Source organism: Bacteroidota bacterium, assembly GCA_016715425.1.
Lineage (GTDB): Bacteria > Bacteroidota > Bacteroidia > Chitinophagales > BACL12 > JADKAC01.
Map to the genome: position 1 here is coordinate 184,446 of JADKAC010000008.1, position 25,595 is coordinate 210,040.

The window sequence follows — 25,595 nt, forward strand, 5'->3', positions numbered from 1 at the left end:
TAAAAAATAAATACAATTGATTTATCCTACATAAATTTTATTGCAATACAGTGTTTTGTAATACTAATTGAAATTATTTCTATCGGATGGTTTGTGTACTAATCTACTTAAATCATAACTGATATAAATTTATTAATGAAATAAATATTTCCTGATTTCCTATACTATATCTCACAAAAATTTTACCCAAATAAAATAAGGCCGGTAATAATCTGCATTGCTAAACAGATCGAAAAAATTAGCTGCATTAGTATTATACGAAACTAGTATTGCACCTGTAGATGGATTAATAAATTGCGGATGCATAAATGCATTATATGTCCATACATCACCATCAAAATCCGGAGTTTCATATACTAATGTTTTCTGCTTCCACGGTCCTGTTGGTGATGTGCTGAAGTAGGAATGAATTTTTGGTCCGAGAAAACCTTCTTGCGTAAGTAAATTAAATTTACCATCGTAATACACAACAGAATACTGTGCAGATACATCTACCGGAAAACCATTTGCTTTTACTAATCTGCCTTCATCTTCGGGAAAAGTATCTTGCCATGAAACGCCATTGAAATATTCCCAATCTGCATAGATATCATCGGCAGGTACTCTAGCCACTTGTGCATATTTTGTAAATGAAAAAGTTTCGGCTCCATATATATAAATGTATCCTTCCCATTCTAAAATTGCAGCGCCAAAAATTACATCACCACCTTCCCAAACAGTGGTGCGTGATACTTCAGAAATATCAGGTAAACTAAATTTTACAAGATCAGTTCTTTGATATTCAAAATCCCAGGCACCGGTTCCGGTGCGAATAAAATATTCCATAAACACAAATAAATTATCGTCAATCACGGTGGCATCTCCCGGCCAATACCATGCATTATCCGGATCGGGTGTATTCACGAAAGCTTCGGGTTCGTCAATACTTCCTGAAACCAAAGTGCTGAATTTTTTTCCTTTTTGAATCATAAATACATTGCGCACTAAACCACTTGGGGGTCTGCTTCTATCTGCATACACAGTATCTAAAAATGAATCACCAAACATCCATACTGTTCTGCCGTCCGGCAACAAACAAGAATAGGTAGCATCACCTCCAGTCCATCCATTTCCATAGCGAGTAAACAAATTATTAAATGGAGTTGCATCTGTTACAGAAACGCCACTACTCATGCTGGCATTTTCTTCTGCATTATAATCTAATTCCGTAATTATTGTTTCCGGATTTTGACATGCATGTAATCCAAAGGCAATTGAGATAATCAGTAAATATTTAGTCATATGAAATGGTTTATAATTATTAAAGATATTGATTAGAATGAAATCATTTTAATACCACCGGAAATTTTCATAGAGGGATAAATTATTTTCCTTAACATGAGATTGCTTTGTCATCCTCTGCGTTCCTTCCTCGCAATGACGCACAGATTTGAAATTCGGAGTTATATTGAAGATTTAAAAAAGTCATATAGTTATTTAAATGAAAAAATTTTTATAACACTACAATTTTGAGTTATTATAACAACTAGCACAAGCTTTTGATTGTCCTCCTGTCAAGCAGGTAAAGTTGAATCAAAGGAAGATAATAGGGCTCAAAAATTAGGCCAAAAAAAAATGCAAGAGATGATCAGACACTGATAGCTTATTAACTCCAAAACAAATTCACACATTATAACTTTGAATTAAATACTTTAGCTATACAATTCAAACTTATGATAACCCGAAACTTAGCTTCCATAGAAGCACATGTTTGGAAAAAGCTGGAAGAAAAACTTCCTGAAGGCTTATATTATCACGGTATGCATCATACAAGAGATGTGTTGGAAAGTGCTTTGTTAATAGCACAAATGGAGGGTATTACTGATAAAGAAGATCTGTTTCTGTTGCATGTTGCCTGCCTGTATCACGACTTAGGATTTATTGATGTGTATAAAGGTCATGAAATGCGTGGCTGTGAAATTGCCCGAGCGGAACTTCCTGATTTTGGATTAACTGAAGAGCAAATAAAAATAATTTGCAGTATGATAATATCTACTCGTTTGCCGCAATCTCCTGCTACAGAATTAGAGCAAATTATTTGTGATGCAGATTTATATTATCTCGGCGGAACAGATTATGAAACTGTTTCTGAAACTTTATTTAAAGAGCAACATGAATTGGGAATGATTAAAGACAGAGATGAATGGAATAAAATTCAATTAGAATTTTTACAGAAGCACCACTATTTTACTGCTTCAGTGAAGAGTTCGCATAACCTTGGAAAATCAATGCATACAAAACGCATATTGGGTTTAGTAAATAACAATAAAAAAATATAAGTGATAAGAATGGGGGGCAAGATTAGTAATGGCAACTGAAAGAATTTTAACACTGTTAAATGTCAGACAAGCGGAAGTGTGGTTAGTGAAGCGATTGTTCTGGTTACAATTTTTTCAAGGTATTGCACTCGCTTTCTTTTTTACAACTACCTACGCAGAATTTCTGCATCATTTTCCTATAACAGAATTATGGCGGGTATTTATTCTCTCCGCATTTTTACTTTGGATATTTGGTTTTATCTATTCCAAATTCGAACATCGCATATCTCCTGAGAAACTCAGTATATACACTACAATATTTATGGCGGCAAGTATGCTGGTGTTTCAGATTATTGAAGGGCGTACGCATAGTGAAGCATATTTTTATTGGGCTGTAGCATGGTTTAATGTATTGTACTTATACAACAATTTTGAATTTTGGGGAATTGCGTCACTGCTATTTAATGTGCGGCAAAGCAAACGATTATTTGGTGTAATCAGCGCAGGGGAAATTCCTGCAAAATTGATTGGTTATACATTGGCTTCTTTGTTTGTAGTGTATATAGGCATTTCAAATTTGATGTTGGCAGGTGTGGTTTCCATGTTATTATCCATACCATTTTTAATCAGCATTGGCAAGTCAGGTAAAATACAAAGAGTTGTTGGTCAAACAATTCATCATGCGCCAACAGGTCAGGTAAAAACACTGGTTAAAAAGTTTACAGCAAATAAATTAATTCTGTTTATTGCCATCTTATCTTTTACTGCAATGATGGTGGATTTATTGCTCAACTTTGCATTTTATGGTGAGGTAAAAAAAGCGGGATATAATGATGTGGAACTTGCGCAATTCATTGCAATATTTCTTGCAACGGCAAGATTTTTTTCTTTGTTCTTCAGATTAATATTTACCAGTCGCATTGTTGAAAATCTGGGAGTAAAACTTTCGCTGTTATTAACGCCAATTATTTTGCTGGGTTTAATTGCTTCTATCTTTTTAATTCATTCATCAAATCAAAATACAACCTATGTTTTTTATGCTTTGGGTATCACTTGTATTATAATAGAAATATTCAGAAGCTCTGTAAATACACCTGTCTTCCTCAGTCTTATTCAACCCCTGCATGCGCACGATAGATTGCGTGCCCATAATGTGATTAAAGGAATCATGGATCCATTTTCATATTTGCTGGTTGGTGCTTTCATAGTTGCTTTGTTGAGCTTTGAAATTAAAATTGACTGGCAGTTAATACTAGTTACTGTAATTATTCCAACACTTGGATGGATGGCGATGGTGTTTGCTGTGAACCAACAATATTTTATTACGCTGTTTAATAATTTGAGTGCCCGCACCTATCACCCCGGAGAATTTAATTTAGTTACTGCGGAAACTTTGAGTTTGATAAAATCTAAAATAAAAACAGCACCACATACGGAGCTTGTGCATTTATTGCGCATGTTGCGTGGCAATGATCATCCGGAAGTAGAAACGATTATTAAAATGGCGCTGACGCATAGCGATGAAAATGTGATTGCAGAAGGATTATTACTTGCAGAGTTTAATGCAATCCCTTCCATTGAAAATGAATTGCTACGCATTTTGGAAAATGAATCTTATTCGTCGCATTTACGCAAACATGCCGCTGAATTATATTCTAAAACCAGTACGAATACCAAACATGTAACACAGCTCATGGATCATGCAGATGAAGAAATTCGAAAAGTGGTAGTAGCTAATTTGGTGCATTCTAATAATGAATTTCAACAAAAAAGAAGTATTGAAAAATTGCGAGAGTATATATCAAGCAATGATTACAACAATAAAAAATATGCTGCTAAATCTTTAGTGCATGCAGTACATGATTCAGGTAGAAATTTATTGATTACACTGATGCATGATGCGGATAATTCCGTAGCTGTTGTTGCAATTCATTCTGCCGGAGAAAATGCGCATCCGCAATTATTAGAATCGCTGGTGCAATTATATCCTACACATACTGCCGAAGTGATTAAAGCTTTTCAAAATGCAAAGGAAAAATCTTTTCCCTACATTCAGCAATGTATAAATATGCATGTTGCGGATAGTTTTGCCAATGAAAAATTAATTGCGCTATGTGGTAGAATAAAAGGAGTGGATGCGGTGAATTTGTTGATTGAATTATTGAATACTAAAAAAGAATATAAGGAAAAAATTATAAAAGCATTAAGGCGTTGCAATTATAAAGCAAAAGGACACATGCTTGCAAAAACCGAAGAATTAATTGAAAGTTATTTTGCGGAAGCCGATGAATCATTACATATGCAACATGCAATTTTACCTTTAAAGGATAAGTATATAATTTTAATGAATGCCTTACAACTTGAGTTAGACATTATTCGTGAATCGGTATTAAATCTGTTTACATTTATTTATAATACAGAGCATATTGAAGAAGTGCGGCTGGCATTTCATATTAATGAAAGTCATACATTGGCAAATGCATTCGAATTATTGGAAATGAATGTTTCAAAAAATCATGTACGCCACTTTTCACTACTCTTTGAAACGGAAGATTTGCAGCATCGCTGGAGTCGTATTAAGTTACCTGACAACATTATGATGCATCAGATAGAAGATGTAATGATAGGAGTATTAAATAACAGGAGATTCAGTTATCTGGACTGGACAAAATCTTGCTCCCTTTATACAGAAAAGAAGAATAGTTTACATTTAGAAAAGAACATTGTGTTACCCTATACAAAAGCACAGCATCCAGTATTAAAAGAAACCGCCATATTTGCATTATCATGAGCAACAAAGAATCAACATCAAACAACAGCAAAGGAAAACTCCTGCTTCTGGAGAAAGTACTGATATTAAAAGCTACCAACGTGTTTTCGCAAACACCTGAAAATATTTTAGCAGATGTAGTTTCTCTGCTGGAAGAAATCGAGTTCGAAGAGAATACAGAAATTTTTAAGGAAGGAGATATTGGCGATGCAATGTATATTATTCATCGTGGTAATGTGCGTATCACAAAAGGAAAAGTAATACTTGCTATACTGAAAGAAAATGATGTATTTGGTGAGTTGTCTTTATTGGATGCAGAAACAAGATCGGCTAGTGCCTTTGCAAATACGGATTGTACAATTTTTAAAATTGAGCAACAGGCCTTTTATGAATTAATTGAATCACGTCCGGAAATTATAAGAGGTATTGTAAAGATATTATGCTCTCGTCTGCGCAAAATAAATCAGATGACTGCTGATCAGGCAACGGCACAAGAAACTAAGCCATAGGTTTACTCAATCTGGAATCTACAAAAAACATTTCCAAAACACCCTTGTGCTTTGCTTCTAATTTTCCACGTGAACTGCAATTAAATTTATGCTTCACTAACTGATGTGTGTGTTCCGAAATATTTACTCTACTTGTTTCACCTGCTTGCTGCATGCGGGCTGCAAGATTTACTGTATCTCCCCAAATGTCATACACAAATTTTTTATTTCCCACCACACCAGCTACAACAGGTCCTGTATGAATTCCAACTCGAAATTCAAAATAAAATTCATCTATTGCTAACTTTTCTAATTTGCGCTGCTGAGCAAATTTTTGCATTGCTAATCCGGTTAGCACAGCATCTTCTGCAGTTGCCGTATTTGTTGCAGGCACACCTGCCGCCGCCATATATGCATCGCCAATTGTTTTTACTTTTTCTAAATGATGCTCGCTTACAATCGTATCAAATTTACTGAAGCAATAATCTAACTCAGCAACCAATTCTGTCGGTGAAAGTTTTTCTGCAATTTTAGTGAAGTTGACAATATCTGCAAATAATACAGTTACCAATTCATGCTGTTTTGCTTCTGCTTTTCCGTTGGATTTTAATTCTTCTGCAATTTCAGAAGGAAAAATATTCAGCAATAAATTTTCTGATCTTTCTTTTTCATTCTCTAATTCTTTTTGCTTTTCCAATAATCGGTTAAGTGCATTATTTTTTGTGCGCTCAAATGTATTTGTCACCATAAAAAGAATTACCACTAAACCACTTAATGCTATGGTGAGAAACATCAGGTGATATTGTGAATCGTAAGTAAATGGAAAATTTACAATTTGTACTTTTTCAAAAGTAAATACCAAAACATACAATACACAAAGTATAGTAAAAAATATTGCTGAAGGAAGATCTGTAAAAATTAAAATAATAGGTGAAGTAATAATAATCCAGGGAGTTACAGGTGAGATAAATAAACCACCGGAATAGTAAACAAGAATTGCATTCAGTGCAATTGTATAAAAGCCAAATGCATAACTCAGCTTCTTTAATTTAATTCCTGCACGCAGTAAAAAAGGTAGAGTAATAAAAAAGAGAAATGAAAAAGCCATTGTATAAACACCTACTTCAAAGTGTATGAAATAACTTAATACGCCATATAACAAACCGAAGATTGCGGTAATAAAATTTATACTGATAAACAATCCATGTTTACGAATTATATCCTGATCCTCAATTAAATTTTCAGGAAAAAAATATTTTATCAGTTGTGAAATTTTCATACTAAAGCCATGCGTTTTCTTTTTTTATACATCAAGATAATAAATAGAATATCGAAAGCAGCTACAGTAAAATATGCTACAGTAAGAAAATGATTTTCCGGATACTTGGATTGAAACATAATACTGATACAGCCGGTACCTAAAAACTTTGCCCAAGCCAATACAACAGAATGTTCAGGGAAGTTGGGTACAAAAAGTAAACTTAAAAATGAAACTGACATCACCACATTTACAATGTAGGCATCAATAACACCCATAGGCAGATCGTATTGCACCATAAAAAAACTGGATAAAGGAATACTCGCCATTAAACCCATTACCAATAATAAGCGGAGATTATTTTTAAAAAAATCAGTAGTGAATTGTTTGTAGCCGTATTGAAATGTTTTGTACACAATAAAAATATCTAATAGAAACCATCCCCAATAGGCAAGCACTAATGCCTTGCCCATATCCGGCACCCAAAAAAATGCGCCACCAATTTCATTACCCCAATTACAAACAACGGCAACAGCAGGAATTATCACCGTTTTGTGTTTCCATGCCATGCGAATAATTTCAATGTAAGCAACAATCCAAAGCATAGCACCGGTAAAAAATAATGCTATTTGAAGTGGCGTGTAATTCGTGGTATCGAACCATGGATGTGGCTCTTTCACATATTCCCAAATTGTCATTTAAATTTTTTTTCAGGTTTAAATTATTAGTGTTTATAAATGAACTTAAAAATAAAATTCAACACTCGTGCAAACCATGGTACATGGATTTTCCATGGCATACCTTTTTTATATCTGCGCTTGTCGAGCCATTTATAATAACTCAATAATATCGGTTCATGTAAATTCCATACTTCAGCAATTTTGTATTTCTCACCTGTTGCATCCATAATACTATTTACTGCACGGCGAGCTGCTTCGTTAGCGCCTTCCATTGTTGCCAAATCGGTATATGTTTTTACATAATCAGCAGCAAGAAACAGATTGGAAATTTGTGTGTATGCCTGCGGACGTAAGGACCATGTATTCACAAGATTTACTAAAAGCGGTTCGAAGTTTACATCTTTTTCATATCCTACTTTATGAATGTCTTTATCTAAATACCAAAACAGCAGCATATCATCCTTTAAAATTTCTTTGCCTTCTACATTCAAACTTTCTTTCAGTTGTTTCCACACTTCATCTTTCACTTGTTCCTGTGTGCATTCATTCGCTGTCATGCCATTAAATCCTTTTGTTGTCCAGTCGGAAATATCTACACTTAACACCCCTTTTACTTTTCCATTACCTCTTTGATTCAAATCATATTTTCCCCAAAACTGCATCTGCGAAATGGATGTAAGTGCCCATTGACTGTCGGAATAAATTACATGACCATGATTTACTTTCACATCTTCGGATAAATAGAATTGAATACCGTTCATCCAGGATACATCGGGAGCAAGTTTATCAATGTCGGCCAAAGTAGAATCGGCATTTATAATTGCCGGATTGCGTTGAAATAATTTTGAAGCAACTTCCACTGGCGTTGCTAATAAATAATAATCTCCTGTAACCGTTTTTTCTTCTTGTGATTGTCGGTGTTTTAAAACAACTCCGGTAATTACATCCTTCTCAATTTTTAAATCTATGCATTCCCAACCAAGCTGATAATCTACCTGCATTGATTTTAAATAAGCCATCCATGGATAAATAAATTTTTCGTTTGTAGGTCCATTTAAAACACGGTCTGCTTTAATATGCGGATTAGTAATATTGAACAGTAACTGAATGAAAATATCTCCACCTGTTTTTGTGGAAGCCAATTTTGCTTTTGCCGCCACCAGAGTGCGAGTTAATCCTTCTACTAATAAATGCTGATAAATTTCACTGTGCCCATCTGCATCCATATATTCCCACCATCCTAAACGTTCGTACTCATTCATTCTACGTTCACTGCAAGATGTCATAAGTTGCCATACCCTTTCAGCGAAAAATTCAATATCTGCTTTGGTTAATCCGGTATTAGAGCCAAAAGCAGAATGAAATAATACTTTGAAATCACTAATGGTATGCGGAAAGTTTACTATAGAAATAATAGGCAGCTTACCGTATTCGGCAATCATAACTCTATCTAATTGCGTAAGATTATCATACACGCCATTTGCATTCTTTTCTCCATTTTCGTTGGTGAATGGAATGCGTTTCATGGAATCTGTAATATGTTTATAAAAGCCGGGAAAGAAACGGAATCCATGTTCGCCGGGTAAATATTTATCAGGGTGAAGCAAGTTCGTATCCGGGACATTTACACTGCGTGCTTTGCCTCCTGCATACCAGGGATTGCGTTCATAAACTTCCACTTGCATTCCTCTTTCTGCAAGTTCCTGAGCCGCACTCATCCCTGCAACTCCGCCTCCTATTACAATTACTTTTTTCATATTTTCAGGTTGTTGGTTTTTAGGGTTAATTAGCAATAAAGAACGTTATACCCCACTATAGTAATAGAAAGCTAAAAGTACAATTAATTCAATTTTCTTAGCAAGCAATGTTATTGGTGTATCGAACCTATTGCTTAACATAAAATATGCACCTGATTTTTAGTGGGATGAGGTGAAAGCTAACGGATACAATGCACACTTATCTGTAAAATGTCATATTATATTTTTTAATCTTTCATTAATAGTAAACGCAGCAAGTATGCCTGTTTACCCTGTCATTCTTATTTGTACTTTGTTAATTATAGTTTAGCTTTGATTGGCGATTTAAAGAACCTAATATGAAGGCAACCAATTGGATGGGGTTGATTCATTTCAATTCTATTCTACTTGTAATTATTGTTGCTACCATTCTGATAGCAATCTTTCCTCAGCAATTTTTTGTCTGCTTAATCATAACTATATCTTTTCAGTGGGGTCCTATTTTGTATATGAAAAGTAGAAATACATTTCGAATACTGCTTTCCAATCTCACATCCAAAAAACCAAGCACATTTAATTTTTTTGAACCAAGAACCAAACCCAATTATTATGGAACACTTTTTCAATGCAGTATGCAAAAGTTTAAGGATTAAAAATCTTCAACTCTTTTCTTTAGTAATTCTTTTTTTATTCATTCAATTTTTAGTGAAAGCAGATGGTGGTTATCCCACCGGAGTAGTTGCAAGCTATAATGATGCAACTCAGGAATTAACGCTAACAGTTAACTGGTCATTTGCAAGTATCAAATCAAATAAAGCAATTGGTGTTGCAACATTTGCTGATTTAAATGGCGATGGTATTTTACCACAACCATCCGACAATCCATATACCTGGACAAGCGGTGGAAATCTAAGTGCAGGTAGTACAACAGCGATGGATGAATTCTTAGGTCAAATGGCTACATCAGATATTGATGGTTTTGCATCAGCAGCATCCTATCCTTCGGGAGATTATACAGATATCGGAATTGCATCAGGTGTGATTGGAATTTATGCTACAACTCCACGAGTATTATTTCCTTATGGATTAGATGAACCGTACCCCAATAAGACGGGCACATTTACTATTGTTTACAGCAATGTTACCGTTGCTCCTACAAGTGTATGTGTTGCTATTTATGATGTGAAAACAAAAGTAATATTTGGTGTACGTGTAGTAAAAAATCTTGGTGGAAGTCGTTCGCCAAGAAGTGCATCTCTTTTTTATAATTATAATAATTCAATTGATGAAGATAACGGTGATGGATGTGCTTCATTGGCAACTCTGGTTGCATTAAACTGTGCTTCTGATACAACGATTGCATCATGTCAAACACAAACTGCAGTAGATGCAGCTTATGCATCCTGGCTTGCAACTACAACAGCATCGGGTGGATGTTCTGCTGAATTAACAAACAACAGTACAGGTGCTCCATTGGCTTGTGGTGGAATCAAAACAGTTACGTTCACTTATACTAGTTCTTGTGCTCCTTTAATTACAACTTGTTCTGCAACTTTTACTGTTGTTGCTGATGAAACTGATCCTGAAATTATTTGTCCTGATAACATTAATATTTGTATTGAATCTGGTGCAACAAATGCCTCAATTAATTTTGGTACTGCAACTGCAACTGATAATTGTGCAGGTGCAATTACAATCACAAATAATTTATCGGAATCTACTACTTATAATTTCCCATTGGGTACAACAGAAATTATTTGGACAGCTATTGATGCATGTGGTAATGATGTAACATGTGTGCAAACTGTTACTGTGTATTCTGAGTCAAGCGCAACAGTGGAAGCAACAATTTGTGAGGGTGAAATTTATATTCTTCCTGACGGATTAGAAGCAACAACAACTGATACATATATTACTTCTTTTGAAACTGCTTCAGGTTGTGATTCAGTGATTACTACTAATCTTATTATAAATGCATTGCCACATGCTTTTGCAGGTGCAGATAAAACTATTAATTGCGTTGACAGTATTGCAACTCTTAATGGTTCATCAGATATGCTGGATGTAACTTATGCATGGGAATCAAATGATGGTGGACATATTATTTCAGGTGCTGATACACCAAATCCGGAAGTGGATGCTGTTGGCACTTATGTACTCACAGTTACAAATTCTATTACTGGTTGTATCAGTTTAACAGATGCAGTTTCTGTAATAGAAGGTCCATGTATTTTCCCAATTGTGAATGCACCTGAGGGAGGAAAATCAGAAGATGTTATCGGCTCTGAATTATTTTCTTTATCCGAGGATCCGGAAGGTGATGTTTCTCCATTATCAAATATTTTCTTCTTCTCTGGCGATAGTATTTATATTGAAATAATTTATAATACAGGTCATTATGATGATGTAATAAATTTATTGACTACACCGGAATATGGATTAACAAATATTCTTGACAATGGCGATTATGAATTAATTATTACAGGACTTTTCCCTATTGCTCACCTGCCGTTATTAAATGAACTTCCAGAGATTATTAATTATGCTCGTCCATTATATCAACCATTATCCAATAGTGGAATTGCCTATACACTTGGTGATAAAGCAATGCGTTCGGATTTTGTAAGAACAGGTTATGGTTTGGAAGGTGACGGAATTAAAATTGGTGTGTTATCCGATAGCTATAATAAAATTGCAGGAGACCCTGCGGCAATAGATGTTGCAAATAAAGATTTACCCGGCATTGCAAATCCGGATTATCCAACACCTGTACATGTGCTAAAAGATTATCCTTTTGGTGTGCGCTTAGATGAAGGAAGAGCAATGTTGCAATTGATACATGATATAGCCCCAAAAGCAGAATTAGCTTTCAGAACTGGATTTATTTCTGCAGGAGATTTTTCAGTGGGAATAAAAGCATTGAGAGATGATAGCTGTGATATAATTGTGGATGATATTACGTATATCTACGAGCCATTTTTTCAAGATGGTATTGTTGCACAAGCAGTGGATGAAGTAGTGGATGATGGTGTTGTTTATTTTTCTGCTGCCGGGAATTTTGGATCAAAAGCGTATGAATCTACTTTCAATGGTGTAGCACCACCGGCAGGATTAACCGGCTATGCACATGATTTTAGTGGAGGTGATATTTTTCAAAGTGTAACATTTGCTCCAGGCACTTACACAATTGTTTTGCAATGGTCTGATTCCATTTATTCTATTGGTCAAACTTATACAGGAACACAAAATGATTTAGATATTTATCTTGCTTATGATAATGGCAATACGCTATTTGGTTTGAATCGTGATAATACAAATGGAGATCCTGTAGAAGTACTTTCTTTTACTGTTCCGGATTCCATACAGTCTTCAAATATTTTAATAGTAAATACATCAGGAAATAATCCAGTACAATTTAAATATGTTGTATTCCGTGGTGAAATAATTATCAATGAATATAATTCTAACACCTCTACTTTAGTTGGTCAGGCAAATGCAGAAGGTGCTATTGCAGTGGGTGCAGTACTTTATTTAAATACGCCTGAGTTTGGTGTTACTTCTCCAACCATTGCATCCTTCTCTTCTGTTGGTGGAACACCGGTAAATGGAGTAGTTAGAAACAAACCTGATTTTGCTGCTGCTAATGGTGGAAATACCACTGTAAATTTTGGTGCGCCAAGCGTAGATGGCGATGCCTTCCCTAACTTCTATGGTACCTCTGCTGCTGCACCACATGCTGCTGCTGTTGCTGCTTTATTAATGGAAGGAAAAGCAAAATATGAAATGGTAAATATGACACCTGCAGAGGTGCGTGAATTAATGCGAAGTACTGCACTTGATATGGATGTTCCGGGCTTTGATTATAACACCGGTTATGGATTTATTCAGGCAAATGCAGCTATGGAAACTTTTGCCGCACCTATTCCGGAAATTACTGGAATTTCAATTCCTGATGATAGTATTGTTCCGGGTGAAGAACCATTTGAAATAATTATTGAAGGAAATTATCTCACAGAAAATACAGTGGTAATATTCCGTGATGATACTATTCTTACTGTCTATGTAAATGATAGTATGCTAACTGCATCAATACCGGTATTCATCGGCAATCCTTCTATTAGTTTATATACTCCTCCCATGTCTTTAAATGGAAATGATGGCGGATTATCTGATACAATTTATTTCTACAGTCCAATAAAAGAAGATGTATTTATTGTAGCGAATGATAAGAGTAAAAATTTTGGTGAATCAATTCCTGCATTTGATGTAAGTATAATTAAAGACACTACATTAATTAGTGAGCTTGGTTTAACTGCTTCTGATTTAGGATTAGATTATCTCTCTTTTGAAACACCTGCTAACAATAATTCAAATGTGGGATTATATTTTATTCATCCGGTAATTGATAGTATTGATGCAGGATATGCTGAGCTATATAATTTCTTTTTGGTAGATGGATTATTAGCGATTGATAAAATGCCATTGAATATTATTCCTAAAAATGATACGATTATTTATGGCGAAGCAATTCCTGCGTTTGCTTTTGAATATCAATACAGTGATTCTTTAATTCCACTTGTAGAAGCAAATGCATTTTTAACTGAATTAGAAACTGAGCATACCGATAATATTGCGAATGCTGTTGCTTATATAAAAGGATCTGATGTAGTGGGAGCACGACCTTTAATTAATTCTGATTTGGAACATTTAAGTTTCCTTACAAGTGCAAAGGCTCTTATAAATGCTCGGCCTTTAATTAATGCAAAAGCATTGATTAACGGTGATGTGGAAATTGATACTACATACGTAATTGATATCGCTTTAGAATCATTATTTGGTTATGAAGAAGATTCTGCAAATGCGACGTTAGCAAATGCTCGTCCGCTGATAAATGCCAAAGCATTAATAAATGCAAAAGCATTGATAAATGGTGATGCAGTTGTAAATGCAAAAGCGCTAATCAATGGTTCACCTTTAGTAAATAGTGAAACAGTTGCAGAAGGATCAAACGATGATGCGGTTGTAATTATAGATGAAGACGATGTGTATTCTGATGATACATTATACAGCTACACACCAATAAATTTGATAACAGGTTTTGAAGTGGGTAATCACATCTTAGTGCCGGCTGCTTTCTTATCTAACAACTTTGAAATAACTTATGGATTAGGAACACTTACTATACTTCCTGCTCCATTATATTTTAAAGCAGATACTGCGGAAGCGGTTTATGGTACTGTTACAGATTCAACAGTTGCTTCTTCTATTTACGGTTATGTGTATGAAGATGCTGACAGTAATGTGATTGCCGAAATGCCAGAGTTGAGTTTATTAAATGATACGGGAATGAGTTCTGATATTGATGGTGCAAATGCCGGAGTATATGATGTAGTAATTGATGATGTAACCTTTACTGATTCGGCGAATTATTATGCAGTGTATTTAAACGGATTGCTAACAGTAACTCCAGCATCATTAATTGTAACTGCAAATAACATTACTATTAATCAATATGATCCTGAACCGTTATTTACTTCTACATATAGTGGTTTTGTAAATGGTGATGATGCATCTGTTGTTCTTGATATTAATTATGCAAGCAGTCCTGCATATACAGGTCCATCCGGTACTTATGCTATTGTAGCTTCCGGTATTGTGTTATCAAACCCGGAAAATTATTCTGTTACATATTTAAACGGCACTTTAACTGTAACTAAAAATAGCGTTCTTATGTGCCACTTTGGAACTACAATTACCATTACCACTTTTTGGGAATTTGTAATTCACATCTTGCATGGCGACTATATTGGTGCATGTTATGAAGTAGGAAGAATGGCAGAAATGGACGAAGTACAGGAGTATAGATTCTATCCAAATCCTGTTTCTGAATCATTAACAATTTTAAGTAATCAGCCACTTTGTAATGATGCGTATTTAGAAGTATTTGATGCACTTGGTAACAGAGTGATATTATTAAATGATTTAGGGGAAGGAGCGGATTATGTGCAATTGGATATGTCCGGTTTAAGCAAAGGAATGTATGTAGTAAGAATTATAAATCATGATAAGCCAACCACAATTCAAATTGTGAAGCAATAACTATAATAAGAAAGGAGGGCTTCTACGGCGCTCCTTTTTATTTTTAAATATTTTGAATTAAGTAATTTTAAAACTGTCAATGAAACAAACCATTTTATATTTCACATTTTTTGTAATTGGAATTTTTACTTTTCAATTACATGCATTCGCACAAGATGATGAAATTGATAGTTTGAAAACGGTATTAAAATCTATGCCGGAGGATACCAATAAGGTACTTACATTAATTGAGTTGAGTTCTAATTATTATGGCGTTGATCCAAGTGCAGCAATAGCCAATGCGGAGAATGCAAGAAATTTATCAATACAGTTGGGATTTAAAAAAGGCAGAGCCCTCGCATTAAAATCAATGGGTATTGCAAATTATTATAAAGGAGATTATGTAGAAGCATTAGATCAATGGCAAAAGGCATTAATAGTATTTGATTCTATAGGCGACAAAAGTGGTGTTGCAAATATGCTTAGTAATATCGGCGGTATTTATTTTAATCAGGGAGATGATGTAAATGCATTGGATTATTATCTGCGTGCTTTAAAACTTGCAGAAGAATTAGATGATAAATTACGCATTGCAACTGCTTGTATTAATATAGGTGCACTTTACAATAATAAAGACAATACAAAACCACTTGCAAAAGAATATTATGAAAGAGCATTACCTATAAGTATTGCTTTGGATGATAAAGATGCTATTGGTACAGTCACCGTAAATCTGGGTGAATTGTATATGGAATATTATCAAGATGATTCCACTGCACTCAGTTATTTTATGCAATCGTTAGATGCGTACACAGGTTCAGAAAATTTACCTTACACACTAAATGATATTGGCAAATTATATCTGAAGAAAAAAGATTACGACCGATCATTACAATACCATATTCAAGCGTATGATCTTGCACAGGTAATGGATTCAAAATTAGATATGGTGCAATCGCTGAAAGGCTTGGCAGCAACCAATGCCGGTCAGAAAAATTTCAAGCAATCCCTTTCTAATTATAAAAAAGCAGAAACACTTGCGCAGGAGATTGGAGCAACTTATGAATTAAAAGATATTTATGAAGGCTTATCCAACACTTATTCTGCACTTTCAGATTTTAAAAATGCATATGATTATAATACATTGTATTCGGGAATAAAAGATACTATCTATAATATTGAAACCGATAAAAAATTATCCGGATTGTTATTCAATTTCGAAATTGAAAAGAAAGAAGCAGAAATTGATTTGTTGACGAAAGATAAAGAATTGCAGGATGTGGTTATTCAAAGACAAGAGCTTGCAAAAAACGCATCATTAATCGGATTGACATTAATTGTAATCATTGCTTTTATTCTGTATTATGGATATAGAAATAAAGTGCGTACGAATAAAATTCTGGATGCACAAAAAGATCAAATTGAAGGATTGCTATTAAATATTTTGCCTACTTCTGTTGCTAAAGAATTGCAGGAAAAAGGAAAAGCTACTCCTCGCTATTATGAAAGTGTTTCTGTGTTGTTTACTGACTTTAAAGGATTTACAATGCTTTCTCAAGGTATGACGCCAAATGATTTAGTGGAAGAATTAAATGCATTTTTTGTAGCCTTTGATAAAATAATTCAAAAATATCATCTTGAAAAAATAAAAACAATTGGTGATTCTTATATGTGTGCAGGTGGAATTCCGGATATAAACACTTCTCATCCATTTGATATAGTGCATGCAGCATTGGAAATACGAGAATATATTCGTGAAAAAAATAAACACAAAGCATTAGCAGGTTTGCCAAGTTGGGATTTACGTATAGGTATTCATACAGGCCCTGTTGTAGCAGGTGTGGTTGGTTTAAATAAGTATGCATACGATATCTGGGGTAGCACAGTGAATATTGCAAGCCGCATGGAAAGTAGCGGTGAACCGGGAAAAGTAAATGTTTCCTCATATACCTATTCAATTATTAAAAATAGTTTTTCCTGTAGTCATCGGGGTAAAATTTCTGCAAAGAACATTGGTGAAATTGATATGTATTTTGTAGAACCCGCTACGGAACCTCAGTTGGTAATTACTTGAAATTTTTCTCCTCCATTTTTCTTATAAAATCTTATTCTGCATTTCAGAATTCTTTTCTTTTTAGCTTCGCAGCAATTAAACCACTGTATGAAATTTATTTTATTAATTACGATTTGCATGATTTCTTTTTTTACTATTCAGGCACAACATAATCCCAAGCCGGGAAAAGATGTTTTGCAATTTCAAAATGGTAATTCATTAAAGACAGATATTTTATTTCTATCTGTAGATAAATATTATTTCACGGATACTACTGGTACTTTATTTTATATGGGTGCCGAAAGTGTTACAAACGCAATCGGAAAATTCCCTGAAGAAAAAGATTTTGGCGGCTATCATCAGAATATGTTGCATGTATATAAAAATGCTACTGTAGGTAGCTGCTTGATTTTAGGTGGTGTTGCTCTTGCCGGATTTGGTGCATTGATATCTGCAGCATTCGACGACAGTCAGGAAGTTGCTGTACCCTTAATGGCTGTAGGTGGTGTAGCTTCATTAACCGGATTTGTTACTCTTACTATTGCATTAGATCATGGTAGAAAGAATGAAATAAAAATGGTAGCAGTACCTTATAAATAATTTTATTTTATAATAATGCATATGAAGTTTTATTTGGCTAAAAGAATATAATTATGCGGGCAGTAAAAATTTGGTTGTGGGTGGGTGTATTTATGGTATTTATTCAGGTATTAATTGGAGGTATTACCCGCCTTACCGGTTCGGGTTTATCTATTACTGAATGGAGTGTAATTATGGGTGCGGTGCCACCAACAAATGCAGCGCAATGGAATGATGCGTTTGAACAGTATAAACAGTTTCCGCAATATCAATTGGTGAATCAACATTTTACTTTATCAGAATTTAAAAATATTTTTTGGTGGGAATATTTACATCGCAATTGGGCACGACTTATCGGGTTGGTTTTTTTATTTCCATTTATTTGGTTTTGGATTAGAAAAACAATTGATCGCACATGGAAAAATAAATTATGGATTGTTTTTTTATTGGGTGGCTTGCAAGGATTAATGGGTTGGATTATGGTTGCCAGTGGATTAATTGATATGCCATGGGTAAGTCCTTATAACCTCACTATGCATTTGCTGCTTGCATTACTTGTGTTTTGTTATTTGCAATGGCTCGCTTTAAGTATTACAAATAAAAAAGTAAACGTTGATTATTTTCTCATCAATAAGAATATTAAAATCATACTTGCATTAGTGATAGCTCAAATTATTTTCGGTGGATTTATGGCAGGTACAAAAGCAGGAATGATAATGAACACTTATCCTTTGATGGAAGGAAAATTTATTCCTGATGGATTGAATAATCATACAGGTTTAGTGAGAAATATATTTGAAAATACCATCGCTATAAATTTCATTCATCGCACATTGGCCGCAATTGTTTTTATATCTATTATCACATTTGTAATCAGATTCAGGAAACAAGAAAATATATTATTGCGCAGATTAACTTACGCATTGGGAATATTTATTTGCATTCAATTTTTATTGGGAGTTTGCACTTTATTAGAAGGCAGTGGCGGCATTCCTATTACACTTGGAGTATTGCATCAATCTGTTGCTTTTATATGTACTTTTTTCATAGTTGCAATTCTGTTTTATTCACGCAAGCGCAACACTACTCCGCTCATAAATTGAAATATATTTTACTGCAAGGTGTTTGATTATCTTTGCGCTAAAATTTTTATATTTTGAAAGGAATAATTCTCGCAGGTGGCTCTGGTACACGATTACATCCCATTACACTCGCTATCAGTAAACAACTGATGCCCATTTATGATAAGCCAATGATTTATTATCCGCTCTCTACTTTAATGATGGCGGGAATAAAAGATATATTAATAATTTCTACTCCTCATGACCTTCCCGGTTTTGAAAAATTATTGGGTGATGGATCTCGTCTCGGATGTAGTTTTTCTTACAAAGAACAACCAAGTCCGGATGGCCTTGCACAAGCATTTACTTTAGGTGCAGATTTTATCGGCAATGATAAAGTGGCTTTGGTATTAGGTGATAATATTTTTTATGGTGCAGGCTTAGGTGAGTTACTTGCAGAAAATAATAATCCGGATGGCGGAATTATTTATGCATATCATGTAAGCGATCCGGAGCGATATGGTGTTGTAGAATTTGATGCAAACAATAAGGTAATTTCTATTGAAGAAAAACCCGAAAAGCCAAAATCAAAATATGCAGTTCCGGGTTTATATTTTTATGATAATGATGTAGTGCATATTGCAAAAAATTTGAGACCAAGTCCGAGAGGTGAATATGAAATTACAGATGTAAATAAAGAATATTTACAACAAGGGAAATTAAAAGTAAGTGTGTTACCTCGTGGCACTGCATGGTTTGATACTGGTACTTTCGATTCACTGATGGCGGCATCACAATTTATTCAGGTAATTGAACAAAGACAGGGATGGAATATTGGTTGTATTGAAGAAGTAGCCTACCGCAAAAAGTTTATTGATGCAGCACAATTAGAAAAAATTGCACAACCTCTTGTTAAAAGTGGTTATGGAAGTTATTTATTAAAAGTTATTAGTTAATCAGATGGAAACACCTTATAAAGTTTTAATTACCGGTGGATGTGGTTATATCGGTTCGCATACTGCAATTGATTTATTGAACAAAGGATTTGAAGTTATCTCCATTGATAATTTTTCAAGATCTCGCACAGATGTTCCTGAACGCATAAAAAATATTACCGGCAAATCATTTCAAAATTATCGGGTGGATTGTCGTGATTTAAATAAGTTACGGTCAATTTTTGAAGAGCATGGCGACATTCAGGGCATCATTCATTTTGCTGCATTTAAATCTGTTGGAGAGTCAGTAGATAAGCCATTAATTTATTACGATAATAATATTAATGCATTGATAAATATGTTGCGGATTTGCGATGAATTTGATGTAAAAGATTTTGTATTTTCTTCTTCTTGTTCTGTGTATGGAAATGCATCTTCACTTCCTGTTGATGAATTGACAGAACTCATGCCGCCGGAATCTCCTTATGGCTGGACAAAATTATTTTCAGAACAAATCATTAAAGATCATGCTGTAAAAACTGCAGAAAGAAAATTTATTTTATTGCGCTATTTTAATCCTGTGGGCGCACATGAAAGTGGAATGATTGGTGAAATTCCCTGGGGTGTTCCTTCTAATGTGGTTCCTGCAATTACAAGAACTGCAATTGGTAAGCAAGATAAATTTTTAATTTTTGGCGATGATTATCCCACCGCAGATGGCTCTTGTGTGCGTGATTATATTCATGTAATGGATATTGCAGATGCGCATACAAAAGCATTACAATTTTTAATTGAAAATAAAAATAATTCTAACTGCGAAATATTTAATCTGGGCTCAGGAAATGGTGTGAGTGTTTTGCAATTGGTAAATGCATTTACTGAAATTAATCAGGTCCCATTAAATTATGAAATAGCAGAAAAAAGAGCAGGTGATGTAATTGCTATTTATGCGGATAATAAAAAAGCACAAAGTGAATTGGGCTGGAATTGTACCCGCAGTATTAAGGACATGATGCAATCTGCCTGGCTATGGGAACAGCAAATGGAAAAGGAAAGCGAGGAATAACATGCTATCGCAATCTGTTTAGTGAATAATAACAATTTCTAATTTTATTATGTGAATCATTACACACGGAAGAACTGGATTATTCTTATTGCACTTTCTGTTGTTTGGGGATTTTCATTTTTATTAATGAAGATTGGATTGAAAACATTTTCCTGGGATGAAGTAGCTGCCATGCGAATTACTACATCTTTTATCGCAACACTTCCTATTCTATTTTTTCATTATAAAAAAATCAAACGCAGTGAAATAAAATTTTACTTCATGACCGGTTTTTTTGGAAGTGGATTACCTGCCTTTTGTTTTACTTACGCTCAAACTCATTTGGAAAGTGGCATCGCAGGAGTACTGAATTCTATGACTCCCGCTTTTACTTTTATTCTTGGCGTTTGGTTTTTTGGAATGACATTTCAGAAATATAAAATGATGGGTTTAACAGTTGCACTTATCGGTGCAATAATTTTAGTATCCTTTGATAGTTCCGGTGGAGGCGATATAGGTTTTATATATGCTTTACCAGTGATGCTTGCAACACTATCGTATGCCACAAGTGCAAATATTGTAAAGCGTTATTTGCAACATGCGCATCCACTTGTAATGGGAGCAATGGGGTTTGCTTTTATTGGAATTCCTGCAAGCATTTATTTACTAACCACAGAGTTCTGGAATAAATCTAATATGGAAAATTTTAATGAAAGTACTACTGCAATACTTGCACTTTCCTTATTCGGAACTGTAGTAGCTTCAATAGTTTTTTATTGGTTGATTCAAAAAACAGATTCACTGTTCGGCACATTGGTTACTTATCTTATTCCAGTAGTTGCTGTTTTACTTGGTGTATTAGATGGAGAATTAATTACGATACAAAACATTGGCGGCATGCTGCTCATACTTGTTGGAGTTTATATCATCAATATAAAAGTGAATGGTGAAAAGTGAATGGTGAATGGTGAATAGTGAATGGTGAATAGTGAATAGTGAATAGTGAATGGTGAATAGTGAATAGTGAATAGTGAATAGTGAATGGTGAATGGTGAGAAAAAGCAGTGATGAGTGATGAATAATCAGTGATGAGTGATGAGTTTTTTTTCATTGTCAATTATCCACTGTCAATTGTCCATTGTTAAAGTCAATAGTCTATGTATTTTGCTAACAGCCAATTGCTAACTGCCAATAGCCATTTAATTAATGATGAGTTTTTTTCATTGTCAATTGTCCACTGTCAATTGTCCATTGAATAAGCTATCGCACTAATTTCTACATTTACCCCTTTGGGTAATGCGCTCACTTCCACAGTTTCTCGTGCCGGAGGTTCTTCATTAAAATATTTTCCATACACTTTATTCACTTCTGCAAACTGCTGCATATTTTTTAAAAAAATTGAGCACTTTAAAATATGTTGCATGTTATATCCCGCTGATTCTATAATTGATTTTAAATTTTTTAAAACCATTTCTGTTTCCTCTGCTATATCATTTGTTTGCAACAAATCACCTGTTGCAGGATCAATTGCTATTTGTCCGGAAACAAAAATAAACCCTGCTGCTTGTGTAGCTTGACTATAAGGTCCAATGGGCTCAGGTGCTGACTTTGTATAGATAATTTTTTTCATTTTAAATTGTATTATTAAAAATTAATGTAGTGCTAATTTACTCAGCTATTTATAATCATATTTTTTGGGTGATTTAAATATGTTTTTTTCAACACTTTTTATTATATCTTTAACTATTACAATACACAGTTGAAAATGAAATATTATTACTCCTCTTTACTTCTACTATTTTTTTCTGTGCAAATTATCTATGCGCAGTTAGATGTAACTACGGGATATACTGCAATGGAATTAGCAGAAATGCTTTCGGGTGGCGGTGTAACAATTGTAGATGCTACAAAAGATTGTACAGCTCAGGCTTATGGGAAATTTGAATGTATTGATTGTAACCTCGGTATTGACAGCGGTTTTATTCTTACAACCGGAAAAGCGGTTTATGCCGAAGGTCCTAATAATTCCGGAAGTACCGGTTATAGTAATGGTACCACCGGCGATGCTGATTTGGAAGCCTTACCCGGTGTGGGTACCACTTATGACCGATGTATTTTGGAAATAGATTTTATTCCCGATTGTGATACTGTGAAATTTGATTATGCATTTGGTAGTGATGAATACAATGAATTTGTGGGATCAATAAATGATGTGTTTGCATTATGGATTAGCGGGCCCGGAATAATTGGAGCGGTAAATATTGCATTGATACCCGGAACAACATCTCCGGTTTCAATTGATAATGTAAACCTCGGCAGTTATGCTACTTATTACAATAATAATCCCTCTGCCGGTGTTGCCCTCACTGATCCCTATTACATAGATTACGATGGGTTTACAGATGTGTTTGAGGCAATCAGTGTAGTGACTCCCGGAGAAACTTATCATTTAAAATTTGCCATTGCTGATGAGTCAGATCATGTATGGGACTCAGGTGTATTTTTTCGAGCCGGGAGTTTAGAAGCTGGACTAAGTGCAAGTTTTGTGTTGCCCGGAACCGGTTTTGGAATTGCAAGTTATTGCACAAGCAGTTCGGATCCGACACCGGAAATGGTTCCCGGGGCAATCATCGGAGAATTTACTGCAACACCAGATGGATTAGTAGTAGATCCTGCCACAGGTACTATTGATATCAGCGAATCATCACCCGGCACTTATACAATTACAAATACTGTAATTGGTTTGGCTTGTGGTGTGATGGATACGGTAACCTCATCTTCAGATGTGCTAATTACTGCTCTTCCTATTGGTATTTTTTCTTATCCGGAATCTCCTTTTTGTGCAGATGAAACAGATCCTTCTCCTGCACTTGGAACGGATGCAGAGTTAGGGACATTTTCTGCCACACCTGCCGGATTAAGTATTGTATCTGCTACAGGTATTATTGATTTAAGTGCTTCCACCGTTGGTACATATACCGTAACAAATTATATCAATTCTGCCGATGGCTGTCCGTCAGTAACATCAACAACAAGCATTACTATAAGTCCATCTTATGATCTATCTCAGAGTTATGAATTATGTAATGGGGAAACGCATACTTTACCCGACGGAACTTCTGTAACTACATCAGGAACATACCCAGTATTATTATCTACTGTTGCAGGTTGCGATTCATTAATTACAACAAGCATAACTGTGAATCCTGTTTACGCTACTTCGCAAAGTGCAACTATCTGCGATGGCGATCCTTTTTACTTACCTGATGGTGGTGCTGTTTTAATTGCCGGCACTTATATAACAACTGTAGCCACGATTAAAGGATGTGATTCGGTGGTTACAACTACATTATCAGTTAATCCAATTCCTACCACTTCTGTTACTGCTGAAATTTGTTCGGGTGAATATTTTACTTTACCAGATGGTGCGGTTACAGCTTCTGCGGGTACTTATACTTCTGTATTAACTGCATATACTGATTGTGATTCTCTTGTTTATACGACCCTTACTGTGCATCCGATTTTTACTACAGCAGTTAGTGTAAATATTTGTCCGGATGATACATATATTTTACCCGATGGCACATCTGTTTCTTCACCCGGAATGTATTCCACAACATTGAATTCTATTAATGGATGTGATTCAGTTATTAATACAACATTAGGTAATTATCCTTTATACGATATTGTGTTTAATCCTGAAATGTGTGATGGTGGAGAATATATTTTACCTGATGGAAATATTGCAACAGTAAGTGATACTTATGTAAATACATACCTGTCAATGCATGGTTGCGATTCAATTATTACAACAAATCTTACAGTACATCCGAATCCTGAAATTGATTTTCCTATTGATCCGATTGTGTGTTTTGAAGAAGGTATTATCGCATTAAGTGCAATACCCACAGGTGGAAATTATTCAGGTGTTGCGATAAGTGGAAATCAATTTAATGCACAGATGGCAGGTGTGGGCGGACCGTATGAAATTACTTATAGTTATATGGATATGCATGGATGTGTAGATACTGCAATTCAATTTATTTCTGTAGATCAAAACTTTGCAGAAGCATTTGGAGATACTTCAATAATTGCAACTAATCCAATTTATATTTCGGGAAATAGCGGTGGCAATTATGCCTGGACTCCCGCATATTTTATTACCTGTGCATCTTGTGAAAATAGCACTGCATATCCAACATCATCAGGATATATTACTCTCACTTCTACAAATGAAAATGGATGTATTGCATCCGATAAAATTTATGTGTATGTATTGCCTTATCCGGAAAATAATGTATTTATTCCAAATGCATTTACACCCAATGGAGATGGTATAAATGATTATTTATTTGCGTACAGTCCGATACTTATAAATATAAAATCCTTTGATGTATTCGACCGCTGGGGAAACATAATTTACCATCGTGAGAATTTAAGTCCGGATGCAATTACAAGCGGATGGGATGGAACATTTAATGGTGAAATATTAAATCCCGGTGTGTATCCTTACATCATTACTGTGCAGTATGAAAACGGTGAAATAAAACAACACGCCGGCAATGTAACTCTACTTTCTAATTAATTAAAAAAAATATTTTTACCACATAGAATT

General features: G+C 34.7%; 16 protein-coding genes. 11 read left to right on the plus strand and 5 right to left on the minus strand.

Annotated features, from left to right (window positions below):
• Positions 1-171 precede the first annotated feature (171 nt).
• Positions 172-1,281 (minus strand): DUF5005 domain-containing protein, encoded by a 1,110-nt coding sequence (locus tag IPN31_14935; protein MBK8683169.1) that lies wholly within the window; start codon positions 1,279-1,281, stop codon positions 172-174.
• Between the two features lie 431 nt (positions 1,282-1,712).
• On the opposite strand from IPN31_14935, the gene IPN31_14940 reads away from it, so the two are divergent.
• From IPN31_14940 to IPN31_14950, 3 genes are read left to right on the plus strand one after another with little or no spacing between them, the layout of a single operon-like run.
• Positions 1,713-2,318, plus strand: a complete 606-nt coding sequence (locus tag IPN31_14940; GenBank protein MBK8683170.1) for an HD domain-containing protein — start codon at positions 1,713-1,715, stop codon at positions 2,316-2,318.
• 28 nt (positions 2,319-2,346) lie between these two features.
• Entirely contained in the window at positions 2,347-5,088 is a 2,742-nt protein-coding gene (locus tag IPN31_14945; GenBank protein ID MBK8683171.1) for a hypothetical protein, read from the plus strand.
• The gene (locus tag IPN31_14950; protein MBK8683172.1) at positions 5,085-5,576 is read left to right on the plus strand and encodes a cyclic nucleotide-binding domain-containing protein; all 492 of its coding nucleotides are present in this window, start codon (positions 5,085-5,087) and stop codon (positions 5,574-5,576) included. The genes IPN31_14945 and IPN31_14950 overlap by 4 nt, the downstream gene beginning before the upstream one ends.
• Here the strand turns inward: IPN31_14950 and IPN31_14955 are convergent.
• The 3 genes from IPN31_14955 to IPN31_14965 are packed head-to-tail and all read right to left on the minus strand — an operon-like array spanning position 5,566 to position 9,250.
• Positions 5,566-6,834 carry an adenylate/guanylate cyclase domain-containing protein gene (locus tag IPN31_14955; protein ID MBK8683173.1) on the minus strand — a complete coding sequence of 423 codons (1,269 nt, stop codon included), beginning with the start codon at positions 6,832-6,834 and terminating at the stop codon, positions 5,566-5,568. The two genes, IPN31_14950 and IPN31_14955, sit on opposite strands and share 11 nt — an antisense overlap.
• Positions 6,831-7,511: a hypothetical protein gene (locus IPN31_14960; GenBank protein MBK8683174.1), complete on the minus strand. Its 681-nt coding sequence runs from the start codon at positions 7,509-7,511 to the stop codon at positions 6,831-6,833. Before IPN31_14960 ends, IPN31_14955 begins: the two co-directional genes overlap by 4 nt.
• 26 nt (positions 7,512-7,537) lie before the next feature.
• Positions 7,538-9,250: an FAD-dependent oxidoreductase gene (locus IPN31_14965; GenBank protein MBK8683175.1), complete on the minus strand. Its 1,713-nt coding sequence runs from the start codon at positions 9,248-9,250 to the stop codon at positions 7,538-7,540.
• A gap of 588 nt (positions 9,251-9,838) precedes the next feature.
• Here IPN31_14965 and IPN31_14970 point away from each other — a divergent pair.
• From IPN31_14970 to IPN31_15000, 7 genes are all read left to right on the plus strand, one after another.
• Positions 9,839-15,328, plus strand: coding sequence for a S8 family serine peptidase (locus tag IPN31_14970; protein MBK8683176.1), 5,490 nt, complete (start codon positions 9,839-9,841; stop codon positions 15,326-15,328).
• Positions 15,329-15,407: 79 nt separating this feature from the next.
• Complete coding sequence (locus IPN31_14975; protein ID MBK8683177.1) at positions 15,408-17,381, plus strand: tetratricopeptide repeat protein; 1,974 nt, start codon at positions 15,408-15,410, stop codon at positions 17,379-17,381.
• 117 nt (positions 17,382-17,498) lie between these two features.
• Complete coding sequence (locus IPN31_14980; GenBank protein ID MBK8683178.1) at positions 17,499-17,960, plus strand: hypothetical protein; 462 nt, start codon at positions 17,499-17,501, stop codon at positions 17,958-17,960.
• A 53-nt stretch (positions 17,961-18,013) separates the two neighbouring features.
• On the plus strand, positions 18,014-19,042 hold the full coding sequence (locus IPN31_14985) for a COX15/CtaA family protein (protein ID MBK8683179.1): 1,029 nt from the start codon (positions 18,014-18,016) through the stop codon (positions 19,040-19,042).
• A gap of 53 nt (positions 19,043-19,095) precedes the next feature.
• On the plus strand, positions 19,096-19,956 hold the full coding sequence (gene rfbA / locus IPN31_14990) for a glucose-1-phosphate thymidylyltransferase RfbA (GenBank protein ID MBK8683180.1): 861 nt from the start codon (positions 19,096-19,098) through the stop codon (positions 19,954-19,956).
• A 4-nt stretch (positions 19,957-19,960) separates the two neighbouring features.
• Positions 19,961-21,001 (plus strand): UDP-glucose 4-epimerase GalE, encoded by a 1,041-nt coding sequence (galE, locus tag IPN31_14995; protein MBK8683181.1) that lies wholly within the window; start codon positions 19,961-19,963, stop codon positions 20,999-21,001.
• Between the two features lie 51 nt (positions 21,002-21,052).
• On the plus strand, positions 21,053-21,937 hold the full coding sequence (locus IPN31_15000) for an EamA family transporter (GenBank protein MBK8683182.1): 885 nt from the start codon (positions 21,053-21,055) through the stop codon (positions 21,935-21,937).
• Positions 21,938-22,220: 283 nt separating this feature from the next.
• On the opposite strand, the gene IPN31_15005 is transcribed toward IPN31_15000, so the two are convergent.
• Positions 22,221-22,610 (minus strand): RidA family protein, encoded by a 390-nt coding sequence (locus IPN31_15005; GenBank protein ID MBK8683183.1) that lies wholly within the window; start codon positions 22,608-22,610, stop codon positions 22,221-22,223.
• 135 nt (positions 22,611-22,745) lie between these two features.
• On the opposite strand from IPN31_15005, the gene IPN31_15010 reads away from it, so the two are divergent.
• Positions 22,746-25,565, plus strand: coding sequence for a gliding motility-associated C-terminal domain-containing protein (locus IPN31_15010; protein MBK8683184.1), 2,820 nt, complete (start codon positions 22,746-22,748; stop codon positions 25,563-25,565).
• Positions 25,566-25,595: the final 30 nt, after the last annotated feature.

What these genes read in the sequence shown, in the direction of transcription:
- IPN31_14935 (MBK8683169.1), bottom strand. Translation starts at nt 1,281, where the DNA reads ATGACTAAATATTTACTGATTATCTCAATTGCCTTTGGATTACATGCA.
- IPN31_14940 (MBK8683170.1), top strand. Translation starts at nt 1,713, where the DNA reads ATGATAACCCGAAACTTAGCTTCCATAGAAGCACATGTTTGGAAAAAG.
- IPN31_14945 (MBK8683171.1), top strand. Translation starts at nt 2,347, where the DNA reads ATGGCAACTGAAAGAATTTTAACACTGTTAAATGTCAGACAAGCGGAA.
- IPN31_14950 (MBK8683172.1), top strand. Translation starts at nt 5,085, where the DNA reads ATGAGCAACAAAGAATCAACATCAAACAACAGCAAAGGAAAACTCCTG.
- IPN31_14955 (MBK8683173.1), bottom strand. Translation starts at nt 6,834, where the DNA reads ATGAAAATTTCACAACTGATAAAATATTTTTTTCCTGAAAATTTAATT.
- IPN31_14960 (MBK8683174.1), bottom strand. Translation starts at nt 7,511, where the DNA reads ATGACAATTTGGGAATATGTGAAAGAGCCACATCCATGGTTCGATACC.
- IPN31_14965 (MBK8683175.1), bottom strand. Translation starts at nt 9,250, where the DNA reads ATGAAAAAAGTAATTGTAATAGGAGGCGGAGTTGCAGGGATGAGTGCG.
- IPN31_14970 (MBK8683176.1), top strand. Translation starts at nt 9,839, where the DNA reads ATGGAACACTTTTTCAATGCAGTATGCAAAAGTTTAAGGATTAAAAAT.
- IPN31_14975 (MBK8683177.1), top strand. Translation starts at nt 15,408, where the DNA reads ATGAAACAAACCATTTTATATTTCACATTTTTTGTAATTGGAATTTTT.
- IPN31_14980 (MBK8683178.1), top strand. Translation starts at nt 17,499, where the DNA reads ATGATTTCTTTTTTTACTATTCAGGCACAACATAATCCCAAGCCGGGA.
- IPN31_14985 (MBK8683179.1), top strand. Translation starts at nt 18,014, where the DNA reads ATGCGGGCAGTAAAAATTTGGTTGTGGGTGGGTGTATTTATGGTATTT.
- galE (MBK8683181.1), top strand. Translation starts at nt 19,961, where the DNA reads ATGGAAACACCTTATAAAGTTTTAATTACCGGTGGATGTGGTTATATC.
- IPN31_15005 (MBK8683183.1), bottom strand. Translation starts at nt 22,610, where the DNA reads ATGAAAAAAATTATCTATACAAAGTCAGCACCTGAGCCCATTGGACCT.
- IPN31_15010 (MBK8683184.1), top strand. Translation starts at nt 22,746, where the DNA reads ATGAAATATTATTACTCCTCTTTACTTCTACTATTTTTTTCTGTGCAA.